A 20,677-nucleotide genomic window follows, 5' to 3' on the forward strand; every position below is an offset into this window, starting at 1 on the left:
TGGTTGCCCCGAGGCTAGCCTCGGCTCCAGCACCCGTCCGAGCGCCCGTCTCACCCTGCGAGAACGACGGTTGGCACCGTGCGTCTGCGAGCGATTCACTCGTCAATCACCGGGACTCAGTGGCGCAGCCGCGCAGCCCCGATCCGCCGCTCCCGAACGCCCAGGAGGCACCGTGCCCGCGAATCTCAGCTCCCGCTCACCGTCGAGCACCCTCCCACCCGGCTTCGTGTCGGCGCGGGTGCTCGACAGGCAAGCCCTCACCCCGCAAGTGACTGCGTTTCGGCTCCGGCTTGACACCCAGGGCATCCCGTTTCACACGACCGCTGGATCACACGTGGAGGTTCTGCTTGATCTAGGTGCCGGCGATGAGGTGCGTCACTATTCGGTGTGCGCGGCGGATGGTCCGGAAATCACGATCGCGGTGTTGCGTGAGGAAGCCGGTCGCGGCGGCTCGCGACACCTGCACGAGTCGGTCCACCCAGGCACAGAGTTGCGGGTACGCGGTCCCCGCAATACGTTCCCGTATCGCGCCTCCGGCCCCGCGTATTTCGTGGCCGGAGGGATCGGCATCACACCGTTTCTCACGATGATTGCCGAGGCAGACGCCGCGGGCATCGACTGGCAACTGCTCTACCTCGGGAAACACCGTGAGCTTATGGCCTACACCGCGGGGCTCGCCGCCCACGGCGACCGAGTCACGCTCTGGGATAGCGCCTCCCGCGGCCGTGCAGACGTCGCCGGGGCACTCCGCGCACTGCCACACGAGACAACGATCTACGCGTGCGGGCCAGAGTCGTTGCAACACGCCCTCCGCGAGGCGGCCGCAGCGACCGGGCACGTCATTGTCATTGAAGACTTCGACGCGGGGAAAACCGCGGACACCTCCGGCACTGCAGACACCGCTGGCCCCTCCGATGCCCCGTTGCCCGGGTCCGACAGTGCGGTGAGCGCGGACGGCCGCCCCTCGCTGCCGTTCACGGTCGAGCTCGCGGACGGCAGCGAAATCGATGTCGCCGCAGATGAGAGCATCCTTGACGCCCTCAACCAGGCGGGCTTTCGGGCACTGAGCTCCTGCAAGCGGGGCACCTGTGGGACCTGCGAAACTCCGATTCTCGAGGGCACCGCGGACCACCGCGACAGCGTCCTCTCCGCGGAGGAACGGGACGCAAACGAAACCATGATGATCTGCGTGTCCCGAGCCTGCGGTTCCCGGATCACCCTCGACCTATGACAGTCTCCGGACGGACGGCACTGCCCGAGCACGGGCAGTGCCACTCAAGCCGGAGGAGCGCCCGTCTGAAACTCTCCCCCGGTCTGCAGCAGCCGGGAAAAACGATCCGCCGCGCTCACCACGACGCGGCGAGCCTCGGCAATCCAGTTCGGCCCACACCGCTGCTGCGGCCCCGCGACGGTCAGCGAGCATACGACCTCATTGCCGGTCGCGAACACTGGCACCGATACCGCGAGTGCGTTTGCGATGTATTCGCCCCGCGACACGCCCCAGCCCTCCTGCCGGATGCGTACAAGTTCACCCGCAAGCGTCGAGGCTGGCAGGGTCCGCTCAGTCAGGGTCCGGACGCGCTCTGCGAGGACGTGGTCGATGACGCTCTGCGGGGCATGGGCGAGGAGGACGCGCTGCGCCACACCCGCATAGAGCGGCAGGAGTTGGTCAAGGCGGAACGCAACGCGCTCCTCATTCGGCGATTCCACCTGGCGGAGGCACACTGCGTTCGTGCCCACCCTGACGGTGAGCGTCGATGTCTCACCTGTGGCCGCCGAGATTTCCTGCATGAACGCGTATCCGAGCTCCAGCAGCCGTGTCCGGGACACGTCGTGCCGCGAAATCTCAGAGAGCCGCCAACCGGTGACGTAGAACCCGCCGTGTTCCTCGACAAGTTCATACTCGCGCAACGTGCGCAGGTAGCGGTAGACGGTACTGAGCGGCAGCCCCAGCTCCTCCGCAATGCTTCCCGCGCGGATCGATCCGTTGTCCGCGATCGAGGACAGCACGCGCAGCCCGCGTTCAAAGGAGCTGTCGGCGCTCCCCGTTTCGGTTCGATTCGCCGTTCCCTGCCTGGTGACTGCTGTTTCCATGGCGCCAGCTCCCTTGCGTTGCGCACCCGCGGTCCAATTTTGAGGACCACCCGACATCGAAAAAGATACCGGATCGCGGCCCGGCCTGATGACCGTAGCCCGCGCTCTGGGCCGCCCGAACAGCCTGACCGCCATTTGACATTCTGGAGATTCCGATGACTCATGACCTTTCCGATGCACAGCCAAACACCCACGCCCTGCATCTCGATGCGGCCCTCCTCAGCGCGCTCCGCGCAGAACTCGGATCGCGGGTCGACACCGCGGCGCAGATGCTCGAGACTGCTCGCGCTGATCGCTCGGGACACATCTCGTCAGGCCCTCCGATTGCAGTGGTTCATGCCGAGAGCGTCGCAGACGTTCAGGCCACGATGCGGATCGCCTCCGCGCATCGCACTCCGGTTGTTGTCCGGGGCGGCGGGACCGGCCTTGCCGGGGCCGCAAACGCGGGACCGGGGCAGCTTGTGCTTTCTACGGCGCGCATGACCCGGCTCCTCGAGGTGCGACCGGAGGATCTCCTCGCCGTTGTCGAACCGGGAATCCTCAACCTCGCTCTCGACGAACAGTTGGCACCGCACGGGCTGTGGTGGGCACCCGATCCCGCAAGCCGCGACATCGCCACCGTAGGCGGCAATATCGCGACCGGTGCCGGCGGCCTCCTGTGCGCGAAATACGGTGTCGTTCGCGACGCTGTGCTCGGCGTCGACCTCGTGCTTGCCGACGGCCGTCTGGTGCGCCTAGGCCGCCGCACGGTCAAGGGCGTCTCTGGGCTTGATCTCACCTCGCTTGTCATCGGTTCGGAGGGGCAGCTCGGAGTTATCGTTGGGGCCACTCTGAAGCTCCGCAAGATCGTTTCCGAGACGCCCTGCACGCTCACCGCGACATTCGCCGAGGTCCGCGACGCTGCGCGCGCGGCCTCAGCTGTCACATCATCCGGGATCCAGCCCGCAGTCATGGAACTCATGGATGCCCTCAGTCTTGCCTCCGCGCACCGGCTGCTGGGCCTCGCCGATCCCGCTGCGGGGGCGTCCCAACTCACGATCCAGACTGACGGACCCGCTGGCCCCGCGGAGGCCGAGCAGATCGCCGAGATCCTGCGCCAGGCGGGCGGAACCGTGTCTATCACGCTCGACTCCGAGGAAGGGGAACGCCTGCTCTCGGTGCGTCGTGCAATGTTGCCCGCAGTGGAGACGCTCGGGACCGCGCTCATCGAGGACGTTGCGGTGCCTCGAAGCGCGCTCGCGGACATGTTTGACGAAGTGGCTCGCGTTGAGCGCCAGTACGGGGTCACGATCCCCACGATCGCGCACGCCGGAGACGGCAATCTCCACCCCACGTTTGTGTTCGCGGGGCCAGAGGTGCCGCCCGTCGTCTGGGACGCGGCGGCGGACCTGTTCCGCTCGGCGCTTCGCCTGGGCGGCACGCTTTCCGGGGAGCACGGTATTGGCCTATTGAAGGCACGCTGGCTCGCGGAGGAGCTCGGCGAGGAACAGTGGGATCTACAGCGCGAGGTGCTTCGGGTTTTCGATCCTGCAGGAATCCTCAACCCCGGAAAGGTATTCGCCGTGGAGTAGCCCCACGGCACGTCTCGGGCGCGCACGGGCCCCCGCGTCCGACTTGTCCGAGATATCGGACAGCACCCGGATTTGACCCGACAATCGGGGTCCTGGCGCGTGGTGGGATGAGAATCATTCGTTCCACTCAGTGTCGAAAGGACGCATCAATGGCTGATCTCCCGTACCCCACCGCTGACTTCTTCGGGTTTGAAGAGCTACTCTCCCCCGCCGAGCAGGCCAAGCTGCAGCAGGTCCGCGCGTGGCTCACCGCCGAGGTGAAGCCGATTGCCGTCGATCACTGGAACCGGCAGGAGTTTCCGCAGCACCTGATCCCCCAGATCGCGGAGCTCGACATCGTCAGCCCCGTTCGTCGTCTTGGCCATTCACACCTCTTCGCGGGCCTCCTGACCGCAGAGATCCACCGCGCCGACGCGTCAGTCGGCACCTTCATGAGTGGCCACGACGGCCTGTTCACCGGGTCGATCGAGGTGCTGGCTTCGGAGGAGCAGAAAGCCGCTTGGCTGCCCGACATCTACGCGATCAAGAAGAAGGGCGTGTTTGCGATCACCGAACCCGACGCGGGATCTGACGTCGCGGGCGGCCTGACCACCACGGCCCGGCGCGATGGTGACTCCTGGGTCCTCAATGGTGTGAAGCGATGGATCGGCAGCGTCACCTTCTCGGACTACGTCATCATCTGGGCTCGCGACGAGGCCGACGGGGAGGTCAAGGGATTCCTCGTTGACACCTCACTCCCCGGGTTCTCCACCACCCTCATCGAGAACAAGATCGCGTTGCGTGCGGTACTGAACGCAAACGTGTTCCTCGACAATGTCCGGATCCCCGCCGATCACAAGCTCGCGGGGGCGAATAGCTTCCGCGACGTGAACCGTGTCCTCAAGGACACCCGTGCGGTCGTCGGCTGGCAGGCGGTTGGCCTCCAGCTCGCCGCGTTTGACATTGCCCGCGCCTACGCGGTGGAGCGCACGCAGTTTGGGAAGCCACTCGCGGCGTTCCAGCTCATTCAGGGACAGCTCTCGGCAATCCTTGCGAATCTCGTCTCGTCGACCTCGATGATGGCGCATCTGGCCCGGTTGCAAGATGCCGGCACGGCCCGCGGCGAACACACCGCACTCGCCAAGGCACACGTCACGAAATTGAGCCGAGAAAGTGCCGCGATCGCCCGATCCATCCTCGGCGGCAACGGCGTTGACACCTCCTACGAAATCGGCAAGGTGTTTGGTGATGCGGAGGCAATCTACTCCTACGAAGGCACGTATGAGGTCAACATGCTCATTGCCGCGCGCTCAGTCACCGGCATCTCGGCGTTTGTGTAAGCCGACAGCATTCAGCTGCGAAAGGACACTCCTATGAGCACTCCCAACCTGGGCAGTCCCATTCCGGGCACGCCCACCCGCTCGCTCGAGGGAGTCCGCGTCCTCGACCTCTCCCGGGTCCTCGCGGGCCCATTCTGCGCCATGATCCTTGCCGATCTCGGCGCGGAGGTCATCAAGGTGGAGAGCCCCGGCGGCGACGACTCCCGCTTCTTTGGTCCGACTATCGGTGAGGACTCTGGGTACTACCGCCTCTTCAACCGGTCAAAGGTGGGCATCACGCTGGATCTGAAGCAGGTGGAGCAGCGTGACACCCTCATCGAACTCGTGCGGCGCAGCGACGTCCTCATCGAGAACTTCCGGCCGGGGGTGCTCGAGCGACTCGGGCTCTCCATCTCCTCGCTCCGGGAGACCAACCCGAAACTTGTGGCAGTGTCCATCAGTGGTTTTGGCCAGGATGGACCCCTCAGTCAGGCACCCGCGTATGATCTCGTCGCGCAGGCGATGAGCGGGCTGATGTCGGTCACGGGGTGGCCCGGCGGTCAGGGCACGCGGATCGGGATCAGCCTAGGGGATCTGATCCCCGGCCTGTACGGGGCCATCGGCGCGCTCGCCGCGCTCCAGGAACGCCACCTGACCGGGGTCGGCCAGCACGTCGACCTCAGCATGCTGGACAGCCTCATCTCCGTACTGGAGTCCGTGGGGATGCGCGCGCTGCACGAGCCCGAGGTGCCCACCGCAGTCGGCAATGATCACGCGCTGACAGTGCCCTTCAGCACGTACGCCGCCGCGGACGGGCCCGTGGTAGTGGCAGTGTCAAACGACCGCCTGTTCGAGAAGCTGGCTGCGGCGCTTGACCAACCGGGTTGGCTCACCGATCCGCGCTTCCATGACTACGACGCGCGCTTCGATCACCGTGACGAGATGCGGGCCGCGATTGAGGCGGCGCTCGCCCCGTTCACCGCGGACGATGCCGTGCGCCGCCTCCAGGAGCACGGGGTGCCGACCGCCAGGGTTGCAAACGTTCGCGAGGCGCTCACGAGCGAGCACGCCCGGCATCGTGGGGTTGTCGCGGTCGAGTCCGACGGATTCCAGACCCTCGCATCCCCGCTCCGACTGCTCGGTTCGGTGCCCCCGTCACCGGCCCCGCGGCTCGGGGAACACAACCACCTGGTTCCCGGGTGGCTCGCGGAGCCGGCCCCCGCTGCAGCGTCACCCGAGGCTGCGGCGAGCGCGCGGTAGTCCCTCCCCCGCTATCCTGGCGAACTATGGACAGCCAGTCGTCGAGAGCACCTGCCGCGCGTCACACGCTGCAGGTGCTCTCGCACCTCGCGAGTCGGCGCGGTCCCGTGGGTGCCGCCACGATCAGCCACGCACTCGGGCTTCCGCGTTCTTCGGTGTACCAGCTGCTCGCGGTGCTGCGGGAGGAGGGCTTCGTGGTGCACTTCCCGGAGGAACGGCTGTTCGGCCTGGGCGTGCGCGCCGCCGAGCTCGCGTTCGCGTACAACCGCCAGGATCCCCTCGCACGTGTGGGAAAGCCCATCATTGAGCGCTTGGTCGACACCACCCGTGAAAATGCCCAGCTCGCCATTATGGACGGCCGCGACATTTACTACGTCGCCACGGAGCGCGCCCCGCACCGCCCCAGTATCGTGGCGCGCGTTGGTGTGCGGTTGCCCTCGCACGCAACGGCGAGCGGTTTGGCGATGCTCGCAGCAATGTCGCGGGATCAGGTCGACGCCCTGTTCACCGGCAAAGGCGTCTTCCCCTCGCTCACCGAACGTCAGGCCGTGGAAAACCGGCGGCAGCTGCACGCGGAGTTGGATCGCACGCGGGCGCGCGGGTACGGAGTTGAAATTGAACTCGTCGAAGAGCACATCGCAACAGTTGCGTGTCCCGTGATTGATCATCTGGGCACTCCCGTGGCTGCCGTGGGTATTTCCTATCTGAGCTGGCGGATCGACGCCGCGCAGGAGGAGGCCTACGCGGCGCTCGCGCGCACGGCGGCCGAGGAGCTGGGGCGACGGATCGGTGCGGGGATCCCCGCGGCGATGCCAGAGGCACCATCTGAGGCACCACCCGAAGAGCTCCCTGCGGACTGACGCAGTCTGGGATCCCGGACGAAACTCTGCGTCTGGGCACCCCGTCAGCCGGCACGGTGCGATGGGATCGAAGCATGGGAACACTGTCGTTTCATTTCGCAACCCAGCCCCCCGTTCAGTGGTGGCTATCCGCGCGCGCGACCGGGGCATCTCGATGAGGCCGGGTGAAGCCCTCGCGCTGCTGAATCTCACGCTGCCGCCCCTGAGCGGGGAGCGACGACGCCTGGCCGCGGCACACACGATTGCCGAGTTCCGCAGCATCGCTCGGCGACGACTTCCCCGGTCAGTCTTCGACTACGTCGATGGCGGGGCAAACGAGGAGCACAGCCTCCGCGGCAATGCGAGCGCGATCCGGGCTTGGCAGTTCCATCCCCGGGCGCTCGTCGACGTGACCGATGCCACCACCGCAACCACGATCCTTGGCCATCCGGCGGCGGCTCCCATCGGCTTTGCGCCGACCGGCTACACCCGGATGATCTCGCCGCTCGGCGAGCCAGCGGTCGCGGCCGCCGCGGCTCGATGCGGCCTCCCCTACGTGCTCTCCACGATGGCCACCACCTCGCTCGAAGATCTCGCGCGCGATCCCGGTGCCGGCGAGACAGATCGGTGGTTCCAGCTCTACGTCTGGAAGGATCGGCGGGTCACTCATGATTTGATCCAGCGCGCCGCCGACAACGGATACCGAGTGCTGGAAATCGCGATCGACACCGCGGTATCGGGAATGCGCGTGCGGGACGTCCGCAACGGCTTCACAATCCCGCCGCAGCTCACCCCCGGCAGCGTGCTCGATATCGGCCTGAAGCCGAACTACTGGATGGGCATGCTCCGCAGCCCCGCCCTCGAATTTGCCAACGTCTCGGGTGGTACCGCCGGTTCCGACGAACCCGGCGGCTTCACAATCGATAACATCTCGCAGCAGTTTGATCCAGCGGTCTCGTGGGACGACATCGCAGACATTCGCGAGCGCTGGCACGGCAAGCTTGTTGTGAAAGGGCCGCTGGGCCCGGACGATGCGGTGCGAGCCCAGGAACTCGGCGTCGACGGCGTTCACCTCTCGAATCACGGGGGCCGGCAACTGGATCGCACGGTTGCGCCGATCGACCTCGTCGCACCGGTGCGCGCCGCAGTTGGGCCGGAGTTCAGCGTGTTCGTCGATTCCGGCTTCAGTCACGGAGACGACATCGCGGTGGCCCTCGCGCTCGGCGCGGACGCAGTGTTTGTGGGTCGAGCGTATCTCTGGGGTCTCGTGGCGGCAGGAGCAGCGGGCGTTGCCCGCGTGGGCTCGCTCCTCACCACAGAGCTGCGCCGCGCGATGCAGCTCCTCGGGGTGACCTCGGTCGAACAACTCCGCGCGCACGGCGCATCCCTTGTGCAGCGGAGCGCGGGATCCGCGGCCCCGCACACCGTCACGGCGCGCACGGGCCACACACCGTGACTGAACCAGACCCCGACACACGTGCGGTCACTGACATCCGCAGACTGATAGACGCACCCGACCGATTTGGAGCCGCCATGGAGCACCCGACCACACCCCAGCTTGCCGCCGCGCCGATCGCTCGCGCCGCAATCAGGCACCTCCCCCAGTACAGCCAATCAGCGGTCGCCGGGCAGGTGCGGTGGCGTGCCTCGTCAAACGAGTCACCTGTTGCGCCCTCCCCCGGAGTCGTAGCCGCCGTAGCCGAGGCCGCCGCCCAATCGAACCGCTACCCCACGGTGTCCGGGGATCTCCTCGCGGCGGACATCGCCGACCGCCTCGGGCTCAGCCCCGCACAGGTCGTCACGGGCGGGGGGTCAAACCCGATCCTGCAGTACACGCTGCTGAGTTACACGAGTCCCGGTCAAGAGGTTATTCTCGCCTGGCGTAGCTATGAGGCGTACCCCATCCTGATCGGCGTGGCCGGCGGGGATCCGGTGCTCGTGCCGCTCGATGACACGCAGGGCCACGACCTCGACGCGATGCTCGCGGCGATCACACCAAACACCGCCGCCATCATCGTCTGCAACCCGAACAACCCCACGGGAACCGAAGTGACACCCGAGCGACTCGTGGCGTTCCTCGACAGGGTCCCCGGTCACGTCCTGGTCGTGCTCGACGAGGCGTACCGCGAGTTTGGTGATTCCGGCGTCGACGGTGTCCCCTTGCTCGCCCAGTATCCCAACCTTGTGGTGCTTCGGACGTTCTCAAAAGCGTATGGCCTGGCCGGAGCGCGGGCCGGGTACATGCTCGCCTCCAAGGACATCGCGAACACAGTCCGGGCCGCCTCCCCACCGTTCGGGCTCAGCCGCATCTCGGAGGCCGCCGCGCGTGCCGCGTGGGCGGACGAGACTCATCTCGACACGATCGTCGATACCGCGCGCACGGGACGATCCAGGCTGAGCGCGGCGCTTCGCGAACGCGGGCATCGCGTCCCCGTGAGCGGGGCAAACTTCGTGTGGGTCGAATCGGGCGACGCCACCCTCGCCCTCGAACAGGCGTGCGCAGACGCCGGCGTCTCGATCCGCGCGTTCCCGGGTGAGGGCCTTCGAGTCACCGTCGGCGAGCGCGCCGCAGAAGACGCCGTGATCAGCGCATTCGATTCCTACACGGCCGAGGTCCCTGCGGTGTAGCGCGACACTCTTTTCCCGGGCATCGCAGGCTGCGCCAGCATTCCGATCCGGCGCAGCCTGCGAACCACACTATGCCCCGTCGTGCTCAGCCCGGAACACGTGCACGAGGGCGTTGGCGTGGCCGTGTCCCATTCCGTGCTCCTTCAGAAATGCGACCTGCTCCATGTGTTTCTGGCCGGCCAGCGGGCGCAACGCGGCGATCCACTCGTCAATTGATTTGCCGTATTTCGCTTCAATCGACGGGAAGTAGGATTTGGGGCCGGTGACGGTCTCGGTCATGTGAGTTCCTTTGGTCAGTCGGGTTCGGGATCGTCGGCTCGCCGGCCTCGCAGGCCGCTAGCGAGCCACTGGGCACGAGAACGACCACATGACGCCGTAGCGGTCAAATACCTGGCCGTACCAGTCGCCCCACGGGGCTTCTTCGAACGGCATACCCACGGTGCCCCCTCCGGCGACAAATGCCTCAATGAAGCCACGTGCCTCATCCGGGGTGTCGGTCGTGTAGAGCAGTGAGTAGGCAGTGCCGCGCACAGGATAGTCAGTGCCGGGATCCATCGAATCCCCGCCCGCGATGATGCCCGCGGGCAGCGTCAACGTGGCGTGCGCAACAGCCTGCGGATCCGGCTCAAACGGCATGCCCTCGAGTTGCATATCGCCATAGCGCAGGATCTCGAGTTCACCGCCCAACACCTCGTGCCAGTGGGTCATCGCGTCACCGGTCGTGCCGTCCAGCGAAATGTAGCTTGCGAGTGAGTGTGTCATGGAAACTCCTTTGACGCTCAGACGGGAACGCCATCGCCCCGTGTGCACACAGTATGCACCCGGGGCACCCCGCAGGTCACCCCCAAATTTGCCGAGGGTTAGCCTGCGCGCTTCACCACGCTGGACTTGAGCTTCATCTTGCCGAAACCGGGAACCCGCGCGTCGATGTCGTGACCGTCAGCCGCACCCGGAACCAGGCGAATCCCGGTCACCTTCGTGCCGACCTTGATGCTGCCACCGCCCGCACCCGATACCTTCACGGTTTTGACAAGCGTCACGGTGTCGCCATCTGCCAAGGCATTACCCACGGCATCTCGGATCTCAGCATCCGCTGCATCACCCGCATGATCCGCGTCGTCCGTACCCGTGGGAGCGGAGCCCGACCACTCATGACCGCACATCGGACACACAAGCAGCGGCCCTGATTCGTACGCGTATTCGCTCGCGCATTCGGGGCACGGCGGCACGGCTTCCGGGTCCGTAGCGGAGGCGGTGTCGGCGGTGGAGTCAGTCATCGTGCGTCCCTTTCTCGGGGGTCGATGGTGCTGCCTGCTCCTTGAGCGAGCGGCACCAGAGTACGGCCGCCCCGATCATACACACGGCGCTCGCCCAGAGCGGCCCCGGTGCGCCGAGCCGACTCAGCGCGACTCCCCCCAAGACTGGGCCGATCACGGCCCCCAGGTTGAGTGCGACGGTCGAGAACGCCCCGCCCAGTGTCGGTGCGGCGCCAGCGCTGGCCAGCACCCGGGATATCAGCGTGCTGCCGACAAGGAACGACACCATCCCCATAGCGCTGCTCAACACCCACACCACCGCCGCGTGCTGCGACCACACCGCAAGACCGACCCACCCCACAATCGCGACGATCATGCCGACGCTCAAGATCCCCGACCAGTGCCTGTCGGCGAATCGGCCCGTCAACGTCACTCCGCACAGCGCACCCACCCCAAAGCCGGCGAGGAGCAGCGGAATCAGCGCTGAGGAGATCCCGGCAGCGCGTTCCGCCACGACTGCGAGATACGTGTAGGAACAGAACACCGCAGCGTTTGCCAGCACCGCGAGCGCGATCATCCGTCGCAACTCGGGCGAGCTGAGCGCCGTCAATTCGCGACGCAGGGACGGTGTGGCACCCTGCTGCCGCGGGTCCCGCATGCGTCCCATCCAGCCGAGCGCGCCGAGCGCCGGGAGGCAGATCGCGGCAACGCCCCACAGGACCGCCCGCCAGCCCCACAGGTTTCCCGCCCACGCGCCCAGCGGCACTCCGGCGATCAGCGCAAGCGTGGTCCCACCGAGCAGCACCGCGAGCGCACGGGCCCGCCGCTGTGGGGGCACAATCCGTGGGATCACAGACATCGCGATTGCGACAAACCCGGCGTTCGCGACCGCGGCGATGACTCGGCTGATGAGCAGCAGGCCAAAACCTGGCGCGAGCGCGCCGATCACGTGTGCGGCCACGAACACGGCCAGAAACCCGAGCAACGCAGACTTCGCAGGGAGATCCCGCACGAGCACCGCCATCGTAGGGGCACCCACGACCATGCCCAGTGCGAATCCAGAGGTCAGAAGTCCTGTCGTTCCGAGTGAGACATTGAGCTCAACTGCCATCCCCGGGAGCAGCCCGGCGAGCATGAACTCCGAAGTTCCTTGCGCAAAAATTGCAAGCGCTAGAAGATATACCAAAAATGGCATGAGAAAAACTTTCCGTGAGGTGACGAACCAGAACCGTTCGGCACCACCGGCAACAGCGACAATTCCCCGGCGCGCAACTGCGCTCACCGCGGAGAAGTTCCCGCTCTCGGGCTACCGGCGTGCCGATAGCCCCACGCGAATTGTTTCAATACACCCCATGCCGTTCAGTCTAGGGCAGCGATAGTTGGAGTGCAGTGATCGTTGCAGTGCAGTGATCGTTTGACCCTGTCGTAGCGTCAAGGTTTAGCGTGACGTTCCATGAGCATTTCAGTGATCGATACCGCCACCACCATGCGCGCCGTTCTGACGGCGCCCGAATCCGCACGCCAGGATCTTCTTCGCGAACTCTGGGCCCCTGTCGCACCGATGTACTCGTTTGTACCCGGAGGCGTCGACCTCGGTGCCGTGCACGCACAGAACTTTGGCTTCCCCACTGCACACTCGACCCCAGAGGTGCTTCAGGCCTGCGACACACTCGCGAACGCCCGGGCCTGGGAACGGATCGATCACGCACTGCACCAAGGGATTGCGGCGCTCCGCGCCGCCAACCCGAGGCTCACGATTCCGGATCTCACCGTGCTCCTGGTTCTCGGCGACCCGTCGAACCCGCACTTCATGGAGGAGGTGCAAGGGCTCTCTGGCTTCGGCGGGATCAGCGGCTACATTGTGATCACCGTGTGGCCCACCGAGCGGATATTGAATCGATTGGAGGCGATCGCGGTGCACGAACTCCACCACAACCTGCGTTACTCCCCCGGCGGCGTGCGTTGGGATCCGCAGACCGTCACCGTCGGGGAGCACATCGTCTCCGAAGGGCTCGCTGACCTGTTTGCCGTTGAGCTCACCGGCGCTGCGGGGTTGACGCATTTTGTCAGCGCCGAGACGCGGGCAGACGATGCGGTGCTTGCACGGGTCGCTACGGGTCTCGACGTCACGGGGATGGGCGACTTTGCGGCGTGGGTACTGGGCGACACGACCGCCCGCCTATTCGGGACGGCACCTGTGGGTCTTCCCACCGGGGCGGGCTACGCTGCGGGGGTGCGGATCGTGCAGGCCTACCTGGCGACCACGGGAACCACCGCGGCCGCCAGCCTGCACGCGCCCGTCGCGGAGATTCTGCGCATTGCGCTCCCGGCTCTGGATCTCGTTCCGTCCCGGCCTGCGACAGACTGAAACACCAACGGAGACACCGGCACCTGCCCGGCGACGAAGGGCGACACGTATGGAATGGACGGTGCAGCAGCTCGCTGAACGCGCCGGCATCAGCGCTCGCACGATCCGTCACTACCATCGGATCGGCCTCCTGCTTCCCGACAGCGTGGGGTCCAACGGATACCGATACTACGGTGCGGTCGCGGTGGCCCGGCTCCAGCGCATTCTGCTGCTCCGGGATACCGGCATGCCGCTCGCCGATATCGCCGAAGCGCTCGCAACGGATCCAAGCCGCCCGGGTGCCGAAGACTCCGAGGCGACCGAAATTGCCGCATTGGAGACGCACCTCACACGATTGGCGGGCGAACAACGGGCCCTGGAGCGTCGGGTACGTGCCGTCGAGCACACCCTCGAGATGCGGCGCGCGGGCCGCGAGCCCCACATGGATGCCATGCTCGACGGATTCAACGACCGCTTCGAGGACGAGGTGGTGCGACGCTGGGGGCGGGAGGCGTTCGAGGCCTCGAACCAGTGGTGGCACGGGAAGTCGTTGTCTCAGCAGCGCGCATGGCAACAGCGTGCAGAGACATTACTGCACACGTGGGCAGCGCTGCATGAGGCCGGGTTTCAGCCGGGGTCGCAGGCGGCGCAGGATCACGCCGCGGCCCACGTCGCCTGGTTCGCTGAGATCCCCGGCACCCCCACTCACGCGGGTGATGTGACGCGATCCGCGGCGATGGTGCGTGGGGTCGCTGCCTCGTACGAAGCGGACCCGAGCTTCCAGCACCACTTCGGCAGCCCGGCGGCAGCGCACCTCGCAGCAGAGTCACTCCGGCAACGTGTTTCCGGCTGGGGGTAAGGGGCGAGATCACCGCTCCAACTCGGCGCGCAGCCAGGCGTTCCGGCTCCGAATGAGTCGTTCCATGTACCGTTCGAGCACAAGCTTTTCGGCGAGCCGACCGAGCACCCCAAAGGGGGCTCGAAACTCGATGCGGTCGATCATGAGCGTTTCGGTACCCTGATCGATGAACTCGTGCTCGTGCCACCACCGCGCGAACGGCCCCGAGACCTGCTCATCCACAAAACGCACGGGTCGCTCGAACGCCGAAATCTCGGAGGTGAGTCGAAACGGAATCCCAAAATGCCGGGCCCGCCATGTGACCCTCTCCCCCGGCCCGATCTCCCCATGGGTGACCCCGGCGACTGCCCGCTCCTTCGATCCGGCCATCGAGTCCGTGTGCGCGTCGATCGACAGATTCAGCGCAAAACACCGGTCGATCGGTGCCGCGATGCGCGTGTGGAGTTCGAAACGGGGCATGCCTCAACGCTACGCGATACTCTCGCCGAGGCCACCGCAGGGTGTCACCCCGGGGATAGGGTGGGATCATGACCGAGCACGCCGATCACAGTCCAGGGACCGGTGACGGGCTCGAGGACCACAACGAACCGCAGGTTCCAAGCGACGACCCCGGCGGCTGGAAACCGTTGTTCTGGTCGTTCGACGGGGGCGCGAATTTCTTCCCGACCTCGTGGAAATCCTGGGCGCTCCTGCTCGGCGGCACCCTCGTCGTGGTGCTCGGCGCGAACTGGCTCGGCGGGATCCTCGGGCTCAGCGGCGGTTGACTCCATTCAGCCGCCCGCCGCGCATGAGAGCTTGGGGTGCCTCAGTCGGTCCAGGGGTTCACGACTGGGATTCCGGTGTGGTGAAAATCTTGGACGTTCCTGGTCGCGCACATCGCGTCATGGGTGCGGCAAATCGCCGCAATCTGCGCATCAGCGATCGCAATGGGGAGCCCAGCACGCTCGCGCTCCCACAAAATATCGGCGTACGCCTCAGCGCAAGCCTCATCAAAGGGAAACACCATCTGCGCGCTGCGAAAAGGTTCGACCGCTGCGTACACGGCAGCCTCCAAGTCGGTCTTGCGTTGGCCTTCCGGAAGGCGACGCAGGCCAGCACACAGCTCAGCCAGCGTCACGGCAGTGATCGTGACTTCGGCCCCCAGAGTCTGCAGCCACCCCACAACACGCGCGTCCGGATTCGGGCGCAGCACTTCGGAGATCACGTTCGTGTCCAGAACGATCATTCGAACTCCATCGCACGGGGACGATCAGTACGAAGCGGCACCGGGAGCACTTCAATTCCACCGACGCTCTGTCCTGCCCGCAGCAACGCGAGCCCAATGTTCGGCTGCCGTGCCGCGCGAGTCAGAATGTCGCGCACCTCGGCTTCCATCGATCTCCCATGACGCTTCGCCTGGGCGACAAGCTGGGCTTTGACGCCGTCATCCAGGCCGCGAACAAGAATGGAGGACATACGCACCACCCTTCAATGTGATATCACCCATGATATCACGAGGATCGCTCTACTGGATTTGGCACGAACCCCGCTGTTGCGGAACTTCGCGCTCTCAGACTCGGTGAAGACTGGGGCTACTCCTCGTCGTCTTCGTCCGCGGCATCGTCGTCCCCGTTGAGGCGCGCTTCGAGGGCCGCGAGCTCAGCTCGGACCGCAGCGAGCGCTTCGGGGTCATCTTCCCAGAGCTCTCGGAACTCCGAGTCCTCTTCGAGGAACTCGGTGAGGAGCTCGATCCCGCGCTCCAAATGTCCGTCCAACCGCTCCAAGGCACCCGGCCAGATGTACGGCCGGCCAAGAGCCGTGAGGATGTACGCGGCGGCCCGGATCTCGTCCCCGTCGTCGGTGGCGAAAGCGCGCTCGATGTGGCCGTCAATGTCGATCCCGTCGAACAGACTGGTGAACCAGTCCGCCGCGCCGTCGTTGTCCCACGGCTGGTGTCCCCAGGTGCCCATGTGGTGCCCTTCCTCGGATGATCTGCTTGGCGCGGATTACGCAGCGCTCAGGTGAAGCACGGTGGCTGCTCCAGTGCCGCGGAAATTCACGGCGTTCGCAGCGTAGCGCAGACCACCGACAGCGCGATACCCCGGTGACCGCACTTCAGACAACAGTGACAAACATCGCTGTTCGGGTCAGGGCGCGACCTCACGCCGAGTCCCAGATCTCACATCTGCAGCGGCCAAGGTTCGTACGACACATCTGCAAACGCCGCGACTTCATTGCGAAGTCGGGCCGCAATGTCGAGCCCTACAGCTTCCCATTTCGTCCGGAGAAGATCAGACGCCCACCCATCGAACGGATCGAAATTCCGAACCCAGAGCGCGTTCCAGTCTGCAATATCCCGGCTCAAACCTGCCGAGAGGGAGTACGTCTCCGGATCGGTCGTGTACCCGATATCCCAGGTCGACGTCGAGTCCTCCCACAGCGGCCAATCACGCCCGTAGTCAGGGAAGAGTCGAATCACACGGCGCGCTGGCGGAAGGTGCGTCATTTCGCGCACAGTACGGCCTCGACACGCGCCCAGTCCAGCAGCAGCAGAGAGCCACACGCAGAATGCCCCGGCTCCTCCGAGAGGTGCCGGGGCATTCTGCGATCACACGGTGGCGAAGCTACACGTTAAAGCGCCACTCGCAGACGTCGCCGTCCTGCATCACGTATTCTTTGCCCTCCATGCGGGCCTTGCCCTTGGCGCGAGCCTCGGCGACGGAGCCGGTCTCGACGAGATCGTCGAAGGAGATGATCTCGCCCTTGATGAAGCCCTTCTCGAAATCACCGTGGATGACGCCGGCGGCCTGCGGAGCCGTCGCCCCCTTGCGGATCGTCCAGGCCCGCGCCTCCTTCGGCCCCGCGGTGAGGTACGTCTGCAGACCGAGGGTGTCAAAGCCGACACGGGCGAGCTGGTCGAGCCCGCTCTCCTCCTGGCCAATCGAGGCGAGCAGCTCGGCCGCGTCGTCCTCGTCGAGCTCGATAAGCTCACTCTCGAGCTTTGCGTCGAGGAAGATCGCCTTCGCGGGGGCGACGAGTGCCGCGAGCTCATCAAGCTTTGCCTGATCCTGCAGCACGCCCTCGTCAACGTTGAATACGTAGAGGAACGGCTTCGCGGTGAGCAGGCCCAGCTCGCGGATCGGCTCGAGATCAATCTTCGTGGCGGAAAGCAGCGTGCCCGCGTTCAATGCGGCGAGCGCTTCCTGAGCGGTGCTCACCACTGCCGGATCGATCTTCTTCGACTTCAGTTCCTTCTCGAAGCGCGGCAGCGCCTTCTCGATTGTCTGCAGATCAGCCAGGATCAGCTCGGTGTTAATCGTCTCCATGTCGCTGGAGGGGTTCACGCCGCCCTCAACGTGGATCACGTCGGGGTCGGAGAAGCCCCGGACAACCTGGGCGATCGCATCCGACTCGCGAATGTTCGCGAGGAACTGGTTGCCCAGCCCCTCACCCTCACTGGCACCGCGCACGATTCCGGCGATGTCAACAAACGAAACCGGCGCGGGCAGGATCCGCTCCGAGCCGAAGATCTCCGCGAGCTTGTTCAGCCGAGCATCCGGCAGGTTGACGACACCAACGTTCGGCTCAATCGTCGCGAACGGGTAGTTCGCCGCGAGAGCATCGTTGTGCGTGAGGGCGTTGAACAGGGTCGACTTGCCGACATTCGGGAGACCGACGATACCAATTGAAAGAGCCACGAGGATGAAGTCTACCCGGGTTCCCGCTGCCGGGCAGCCAGCGAAATTCCCAGCGAGAACGCATGCCGATCCGGTTATTCTTGGTTTCCAACCTAACTTGTCTCGACATGAGCCTGTCGGCATGAGTCCGCAGGATCACGCTGCCCCTTCCTACGAGAAAGCCTCTCCCATGTTTCAGGCCTCGATCACCCGACGCACGGTACTCGCGAGCGCGGGCCTCGCCGCGGCCGGCCTCCTCGCCTCGGGGTGCACAGTTTCCGATATCCCCAGGAAGGCCAACGGTATGCCGTCCACGCCCACAATCCCCCGTTTCCCCGCCGAGTGGGAACCACACGCCCGCACGGTGATGTCCTGGCCGACGTCCCGCATCTGGGCCGAAGACACCCCCTATGTCCGCGCGGACATCGCGAACATCGCGCGCACTTTGGCCGAGTCAGAGCCCGTTCTTCTCATGGCCTCACCCGACGAGGCCGAAGACGCCGCCCGGCGCTGCGGCAGCCTCGTCGAGGTCGTGCCGATCCCTGTCGATGATCTGTGGGCCAGGGACACCGTGCCCGTATTTATCGAGAACGCGGATGGCGTTGCCGGTGTCGACTTCAACTTCAACGGCTGGGGCGACAAGCAGCTCCACACCCGCGACGGTGCCGTAGCCTCCGAGGTCCTGCAAGAACTCCGGATCCCGCGCATCAACACCTCGCTCGTGGCGGAGGGCGGATCATTCGAGACCGACGGCGAGGGCACGCTCCTTGTGACGCGCAGCTCGATCGTGAATCCGAACCGGAACCCCGGGCTCTCCGAGGCGCAAATCGATGCGGAGCTCCGGCAACTGCTCGCGCTGGATCGTGTGATCTGGTTCGACGGAGTGGTCGGCGAGGACATCACCGACGCGCACGTGGACTCGCTCGCGCGATTCGCCGCTCCCGGCGTGATCCTGCTCGACGTTCCCGGCCCGGACAGTCCGGAGGACGTGTGGTCCCGCTCCTCCGCCCAGGCGCGCGAAGTGCTCGAGCGAGAGACCGACGCCCGCGGTCGGGGCTTCGAGATCGTGGAACTTCCACAGCCCGACTTCGGCCGGATCCGAGGCACCGGCGACGACTTCCTCGCTTCATACGTGAACTATTTCGTGGGCAACGAGGTCCTGCTCGTTCCCGAGTTTGGCGATCGGCGGGCGGATCGGCGGGCCCGCGACATCCTTGCCGAGCACTATCCGAGTCGCGATATCGTGCCACTGCGGATCGACGAGATCGCTTCGGGCGGGGGCGGGATCCACTGCGCCACCCACGACGTGCCAGCCTGAAACCGGTTGCGCTGGCCCTGATCCGCCGTGAGATGTCAGCGGGGTGTGTCAGGCTGGGAGGGTGCCAGTAGATTTCACCGCGATCGATTTCGAGACCGCGAACAACCATCCGTCCTCGGCGTGCTCCGTCGGACTGGCCCGCGTCCGCGACGGCCGGGTTGTGGATCGCGCGTACTGGCTCATCCGACCGCCCGCCGCGCATGCGCGATTCCTCCCGTTCAACGTAAAGATTCACGGCATTACCGCCGACATGGTCACGGATGCTCTCGACTGGAGCGCGCAGCTCCCGGCGCTCCAGGAGTTCCTGGGCGACGACATCGCTGTGGCGCACAACGCGAGCTTTGACATGGGTGTGATCCGGGCGGCCTGCGCCGAGTCGATCAGCCCCACACCGCGCTTGAAGTATCTCTGCAGCGTGCAGGTGTCACGCAAGACCTACGACATCCCGTCCCACCGACTTCCGCTGTCGGCCGCCGCGGCCGGCTATGGAGAGTTTGCTCACCATGATGCGATGGCCGACGCGGAGGCTGCCGCCGCCATCGTGTCTGACGCGGCGCGTCGACACGCGGCCGCAGACCTTCCGCAACTCGTCCGCGCCACGGGGCTCAGAATCCAGCAGCTGAAGGCCATTCCGCTCAAGCTCTAGGGTTTCCCAATTTCCTTGACTTCACGCCACTTTTTGCCCTCTCCAGGGGTTTTGTCTTGCTCAGATCTGGCCAATTCAGAGTGTCAGTGGTCCGTGCTGGAATAGTCGCATGTCCCCCATCCAGCCCAGCGATCCGGAGCAGCATCGCGAGTCGGCCCAGCGCATCGAGGAGATCGCTGCGCTCGACGCCGTGGTGACAGAGCTCGAAGCGGTCGAGCGGCAGCGGCGCGCGCTCGATGCCGAGCACGTCCGGTTGCTGAGTCGGGCGCTCAACCTCGCCGTGACCGGGCAGCGCTCTGGCAACGCGGAGCTCCGGTATCGCGCACTGCGGGCCGAACTGTCGACCGCACTGAGCCGCAGCGAGCCGGCGATCGAGGCAGAGCTGAACGTCGCGGAACGGCTGACCCACGCCTTCGCAGACACGGTGAGCGAACTCGCCGCCGGAGGCATCGCCCTGGGACACGCCAGAGTGCTCGCCGAGGCCGGTGCACCACTCGGTCACGGCACCGACAGCCAAAGCGAACGTCGCCGCCGCGCATACGAGGCCGAGGTACTGCATGAGGCGCGGACAGAGACTCCGAACCGGCTCCGGCCCATCGCGCAGCGGATTGCGAGCCGCTACGCCGAGATCCCACCCGAGGAGCGGCACCGTGACGCCGCGCGGTGCCGGAGCGTGCGCGTGGTGGATCAGGCCAACGGGATGTCAGATCTGATCGCCCACTTGCCCAGCATCGAAGCGCACGCCGTGAAGGATCGGCTGACTCGCATCGCGCGGCACACGATCACCGCACACGCGCGGGCGGGTGCCGAGACTGCGGAGGGCGCCAAGACTGCCGAGGGCACCAAGACTGCCGAGGGTGCTGCCGACCTCACGCTCGACGTCGTTCGCGCCGATGCGCTCGCGG

The 20,677-nt window shown here is 65.9% G+C and carries 24 protein-coding genes; 13 read left to right on the top strand and 11 right to left on the bottom strand.

Features of this window, described 5'->3' with window-relative positions:
* The first annotated feature begins 172 nt into the window (after positions 1–172).
* Entirely contained in the window at positions 173–1,231 is a 1,059-nt protein-coding gene (locus FM113_RS00750) for a PDR/VanB family oxidoreductase (protein WP_140393255.1), read from the top strand.
* Positions 1,232–1,275: 44 nt separating this feature from the next.
* On the opposite strand, the gene FM113_RS00755 is transcribed toward FM113_RS00750, so the two are convergent.
* Entirely contained in the window at positions 1,276–2,094 is an 819-nt protein-coding gene (locus FM113_RS00755) for an IclR family transcriptional regulator (protein ID WP_176387026.1), read from the bottom strand.
* Between the two features lie 155 nt (positions 2,095–2,249).
* Between FM113_RS00755 and FM113_RS00760 the strand changes: the two genes are divergently transcribed.
* From FM113_RS00760 to FM113_RS00785, 6 genes are all read left to right on the top strand, one after another.
* On the top strand, positions 2,250–3,665 hold the full coding sequence (locus tag FM113_RS00760; protein ID WP_087010465.1) for an FAD-binding oxidoreductase: 1,416 nt from the start codon (positions 2,250–2,252) through the stop codon (positions 3,663–3,665).
* Positions 3,666–3,814: 149 nt separating this feature from the next.
* Positions 3,815–4,984, top strand: coding sequence for an acyl-CoA dehydrogenase family protein (locus tag FM113_RS00765; RefSeq protein WP_087010467.1), 1,170 nt, complete (start codon positions 3,815–3,817; stop codon positions 4,982–4,984).
* A gap of 33 nt (positions 4,985–5,017) precedes the next feature.
* Complete coding sequence (locus FM113_RS00770; RefSeq protein ID WP_087010469.1) at positions 5,018–6,223, top strand: CaiB/BaiF CoA-transferase family protein; 1,206 nt, start codon at positions 5,018–5,020, stop codon at positions 6,221–6,223.
* Positions 6,224–6,249: 26 nt separating this feature from the next.
* Entirely contained in the window at positions 6,250–7,083 is an 834-nt protein-coding gene (locus FM113_RS00775) for an IclR family transcriptional regulator (protein ID WP_087010471.1), read from the top strand.
* Between the two features lie 154 nt (positions 7,084–7,237).
* Complete coding sequence (locus FM113_RS00780; protein WP_087010538.1) at positions 7,238–8,518, top strand: alpha-hydroxy acid oxidase; 1,281 nt, start codon at positions 7,238–7,240, stop codon at positions 8,516–8,518.
* 77 nt (positions 8,519–8,595) lie between these two features.
* The gene (locus tag FM113_RS00785; RefSeq protein ID WP_087010473.1) at positions 8,596–9,690 is read left to right on the top strand and encodes a histidinol-phosphate transaminase; all 1,095 of its coding nucleotides are present in this window, start codon (positions 8,596–8,598) and stop codon (positions 9,688–9,690) included.
* Positions 9,691–9,759: 69 nt separating this feature from the next.
* Here the strand turns inward: FM113_RS00785 and FM113_RS00790 are convergent, their stop codons facing one another.
* From FM113_RS00790 to FM113_RS00805, 4 genes are all read right to left on the bottom strand, one after another.
* Complete coding sequence (locus FM113_RS00790; RefSeq protein ID WP_087010475.1) at positions 9,760–9,969, bottom strand: DUF4287 domain-containing protein; 210 nt, start codon at positions 9,967–9,969, stop codon at positions 9,760–9,762.
* 57 nt (positions 9,970–10,026) lie between these two features.
* Positions 10,027–10,452, bottom strand: coding sequence for a VOC family protein (locus tag FM113_RS00795; RefSeq protein ID WP_087010477.1), 426 nt, complete (start codon positions 10,450–10,452; stop codon positions 10,027–10,029).
* A gap of 98 nt (positions 10,453–10,550) precedes the next feature.
* Positions 10,551–10,967 (bottom strand): zinc ribbon domain-containing protein YjdM, encoded by a 417-nt coding sequence (locus FM113_RS00800; RefSeq protein WP_087010479.1) that lies wholly within the window; start codon positions 10,965–10,967, stop codon positions 10,551–10,553.
* On the bottom strand, positions 10,960–12,141 hold the full coding sequence (locus tag FM113_RS00805) for a Cmx/CmrA family chloramphenicol efflux MFS transporter (protein WP_087010540.1): 1,182 nt from the start codon (positions 12,139–12,141) through the stop codon (positions 10,960–10,962). The genes FM113_RS00800 and FM113_RS00805 overlap by 8 nt, the downstream gene beginning before the upstream one ends.
* A gap of 258 nt (positions 12,142–12,399) precedes the next feature.
* On the opposite strand from FM113_RS00805, the gene FM113_RS00810 reads away from it, so the two are divergent.
* Together FM113_RS00810 and FM113_RS00815 are read left to right on the top strand one after the other, a co-directional pair.
* A complete protein-coding gene (locus FM113_RS00810) occupies positions 12,400–13,314 on the top strand; it encodes a DUF2268 domain-containing protein (protein ID WP_087010481.1) in 915 nt (304 codons plus the stop codon).
* A 49-nt stretch (positions 13,315–13,363) separates the two neighbouring features.
* Complete coding sequence (locus FM113_RS00815; RefSeq protein WP_087010483.1) at positions 13,364–14,152, top strand: MerR family transcriptional regulator; 789 nt, start codon at positions 13,364–13,366, stop codon at positions 14,150–14,152.
* Between the two features lie 9 nt (positions 14,153–14,161).
* Here the strand turns inward: FM113_RS00815 and FM113_RS00820 are convergent, their stop codons facing one another.
* The gene (locus FM113_RS00820) at positions 14,162–14,611 is read right to left on the bottom strand and encodes an SRPBCC family protein (protein ID WP_087010485.1); all 450 of its coding nucleotides are present in this window, start codon (positions 14,609–14,611) and stop codon (positions 14,162–14,164) included.
* 68 nt (positions 14,612–14,679) lie between these two features.
* On the opposite strand from FM113_RS00820, the gene FM113_RS00825 reads away from it, so the two are divergent.
* Positions 14,680–14,916: a hypothetical protein gene (locus FM113_RS00825; RefSeq protein WP_087010486.1), complete on the top strand. Its 237-nt coding sequence runs from the start codon at positions 14,680–14,682 to the stop codon at positions 14,914–14,916.
* Between the two features lie 41 nt (positions 14,917–14,957).
* Here the strand turns inward: FM113_RS00825 and FM113_RS00830 are convergent, their stop codons facing one another.
* The 5 genes from FM113_RS00830 to ychF form a co-directional block, all read right to left on the bottom strand.
* Positions 14,958–15,377, bottom strand: coding sequence for a type II toxin-antitoxin system VapC family toxin (locus FM113_RS00830; RefSeq protein WP_087010488.1), 420 nt, complete (start codon positions 15,375–15,377; stop codon positions 14,958–14,960).
* A complete protein-coding gene (locus FM113_RS00835; protein ID WP_087010490.1) occupies positions 15,374–15,607 on the bottom strand; it encodes a toxin-antitoxin system in 234 nt (77 codons plus the stop codon). Before FM113_RS00835 ends, FM113_RS00830 begins: the two co-directional genes overlap by 4 nt.
* Before the next feature lie 116 nt (positions 15,608–15,723).
* Positions 15,724–16,101 carry a DUF4259 domain-containing protein gene (locus FM113_RS00840; protein WP_087010492.1) on the bottom strand — a complete coding sequence of 126 codons (378 nt, stop codon included), beginning with the start codon at positions 16,099–16,101 and terminating at the stop codon, positions 15,724–15,726.
* Between the two features lie 209 nt (positions 16,102–16,310).
* Positions 16,311–16,637: a hypothetical protein gene (locus FM113_RS00845; RefSeq protein WP_087010494.1), complete on the bottom strand. Its 327-nt coding sequence runs from the start codon at positions 16,635–16,637 to the stop codon at positions 16,311–16,313.
* Between the two features lie 118 nt (positions 16,638–16,755).
* Positions 16,756–17,829, bottom strand: coding sequence for a redox-regulated ATPase YchF (ychF, locus tag FM113_RS00850; protein ID WP_087010496.1), 1,074 nt, complete (start codon positions 17,827–17,829; stop codon positions 16,756–16,758).
* 121 nt (positions 17,830–17,950) lie between these two features.
* On the opposite strand from ychF, the gene FM113_RS00855 reads away from it, so the two are divergent.
* From FM113_RS00855 to FM113_RS00865, 3 genes are all read left to right on the top strand, one after another.
* Entirely contained in the window at positions 17,951–19,126 is a 1,176-nt protein-coding gene (locus FM113_RS00855; protein WP_254908802.1) for an agmatine deiminase family protein, read from the top strand.
* 61 nt (positions 19,127–19,187) lie between these two features.
* Positions 19,188–19,772 carry a 3'-5' exonuclease gene (locus tag FM113_RS00860; RefSeq protein ID WP_087010498.1) on the top strand — a complete coding sequence of 195 codons (585 nt, stop codon included), beginning with the start codon at positions 19,188–19,190 and terminating at the stop codon, positions 19,770–19,772.
* Between the two features lie 109 nt (positions 19,773–19,881).
* A partial coding sequence (locus tag FM113_RS00865; protein ID WP_140393256.1) for a DUF222 domain-containing protein occupies positions 19,882–20,677 on the top strand: 796 nt, incomplete at its 3' end.

The sequence above is a fragment of the Leucobacter sp. 7(1) genome (assembly GCF_900163635.1).
GTDB lineage: Bacteria > Actinomycetota > Actinomycetes > Actinomycetales > Microbacteriaceae > Leucobacter.

What these genes read in the sequence shown, in the direction of transcription:
- FM113_RS00785 (WP_087010473.1), top strand. Translation starts at nt 8,596, where the DNA reads ATGGAGCACCCGACCACACCCCAGCTTGCCGCCGCGCCGATCGCTCGC.
- FM113_RS00840 (WP_087010492.1), bottom strand. Translation starts at nt 16,101, where the DNA reads ATGGGCACCTGGGGACACCAGCCGTGGGACAACGACGGCGCGGCGGAC.
- FM113_RS00815 (WP_087010483.1), top strand. Translation starts at nt 13,364, where the DNA reads ATGGAATGGACGGTGCAGCAGCTCGCTGAACGCGCCGGCATCAGCGCT.
- FM113_RS00845 (WP_087010494.1), bottom strand. Translation starts at nt 16,637, where the DNA reads ATGACGCACCTTCCGCCAGCGCGCCGTGTGATTCGACTCTTCCCTGAC.
- FM113_RS00855 (WP_254908802.1), top strand. Translation starts at nt 17,951, where the DNA reads ATGAGTCCGCAGGATCACGCTGCCCCTTCCTACGAGAAAGCCTCTCCC.
- FM113_RS00835 (WP_087010490.1), bottom strand. Translation starts at nt 15,607, where the DNA reads ATGTCCTCCATTCTTGTTCGCGGCCTGGATGACGGCGTCAAAGCCCAG.
- FM113_RS00765 (WP_087010467.1), top strand. Translation starts at nt 3,815, where the DNA reads ATGGCTGATCTCCCGTACCCCACCGCTGACTTCTTCGGGTTTGAAGAG.
- FM113_RS00775 (WP_087010471.1), top strand. Translation starts at nt 6,250, where the DNA reads ATGGACAGCCAGTCGTCGAGAGCACCTGCCGCGCGTCACACGCTGCAG.
- FM113_RS00760 (WP_087010465.1), top strand. Translation starts at nt 2,250, where the DNA reads ATGACTCATGACCTTTCCGATGCACAGCCAAACACCCACGCCCTGCAT.
- FM113_RS00795 (WP_087010477.1), bottom strand. Translation starts at nt 10,452, where the DNA reads ATGACACACTCACTCGCAAGCTACATTTCGCTGGACGGCACGACCGGT.
- FM113_RS00830 (WP_087010488.1), bottom strand. Translation starts at nt 15,377, where the DNA reads ATGATCGTTCTGGACACGAACGTGATCTCCGAAGTGCTGCGCCCGAAT.
- FM113_RS00820 (WP_087010485.1), bottom strand. Translation starts at nt 14,611, where the DNA reads ATGCCCCGTTTCGAACTCCACACGCGCATCGCGGCACCGATCGACCGG.
- FM113_RS00790 (WP_087010475.1), bottom strand. Translation starts at nt 9,969, where the DNA reads ATGACCGAGACCGTCACCGGCCCCAAATCCTACTTCCCGTCGATTGAA.
- FM113_RS00805 (WP_087010540.1), bottom strand. Translation starts at nt 12,141, where the DNA reads ATGCCATTTTTGGTATATCTTCTAGCGCTTGCAATTTTTGCGCAAGGA.
- FM113_RS00810 (WP_087010481.1), top strand. Translation starts at nt 12,400, where the DNA reads ATGAGCATTTCAGTGATCGATACCGCCACCACCATGCGCGCCGTTCTG.
- FM113_RS00755 (WP_176387026.1), bottom strand. Translation starts at nt 2,094, where the DNA reads ATGGAAACAGCAGTCACCAGGCAGGGAACGGCGAATCGAACCGAAACG.
- FM113_RS00780 (WP_087010538.1), top strand. Translation starts at nt 7,238, where the DNA reads ATGAGGCCGGGTGAAGCCCTCGCGCTGCTGAATCTCACGCTGCCGCCC.
- FM113_RS00825 (WP_087010486.1), top strand. Translation starts at nt 14,680, where the DNA reads ATGACCGAGCACGCCGATCACAGTCCAGGGACCGGTGACGGGCTCGAG.
- FM113_RS00800 (WP_087010479.1), bottom strand. Translation starts at nt 10,967, where the DNA reads ATGACTGACTCCACCGCCGACACCGCCTCCGCTACGGACCCGGAAGCC.
- FM113_RS00770 (WP_087010469.1), top strand. Translation starts at nt 5,018, where the DNA reads ATGAGCACTCCCAACCTGGGCAGTCCCATTCCGGGCACGCCCACCCGC.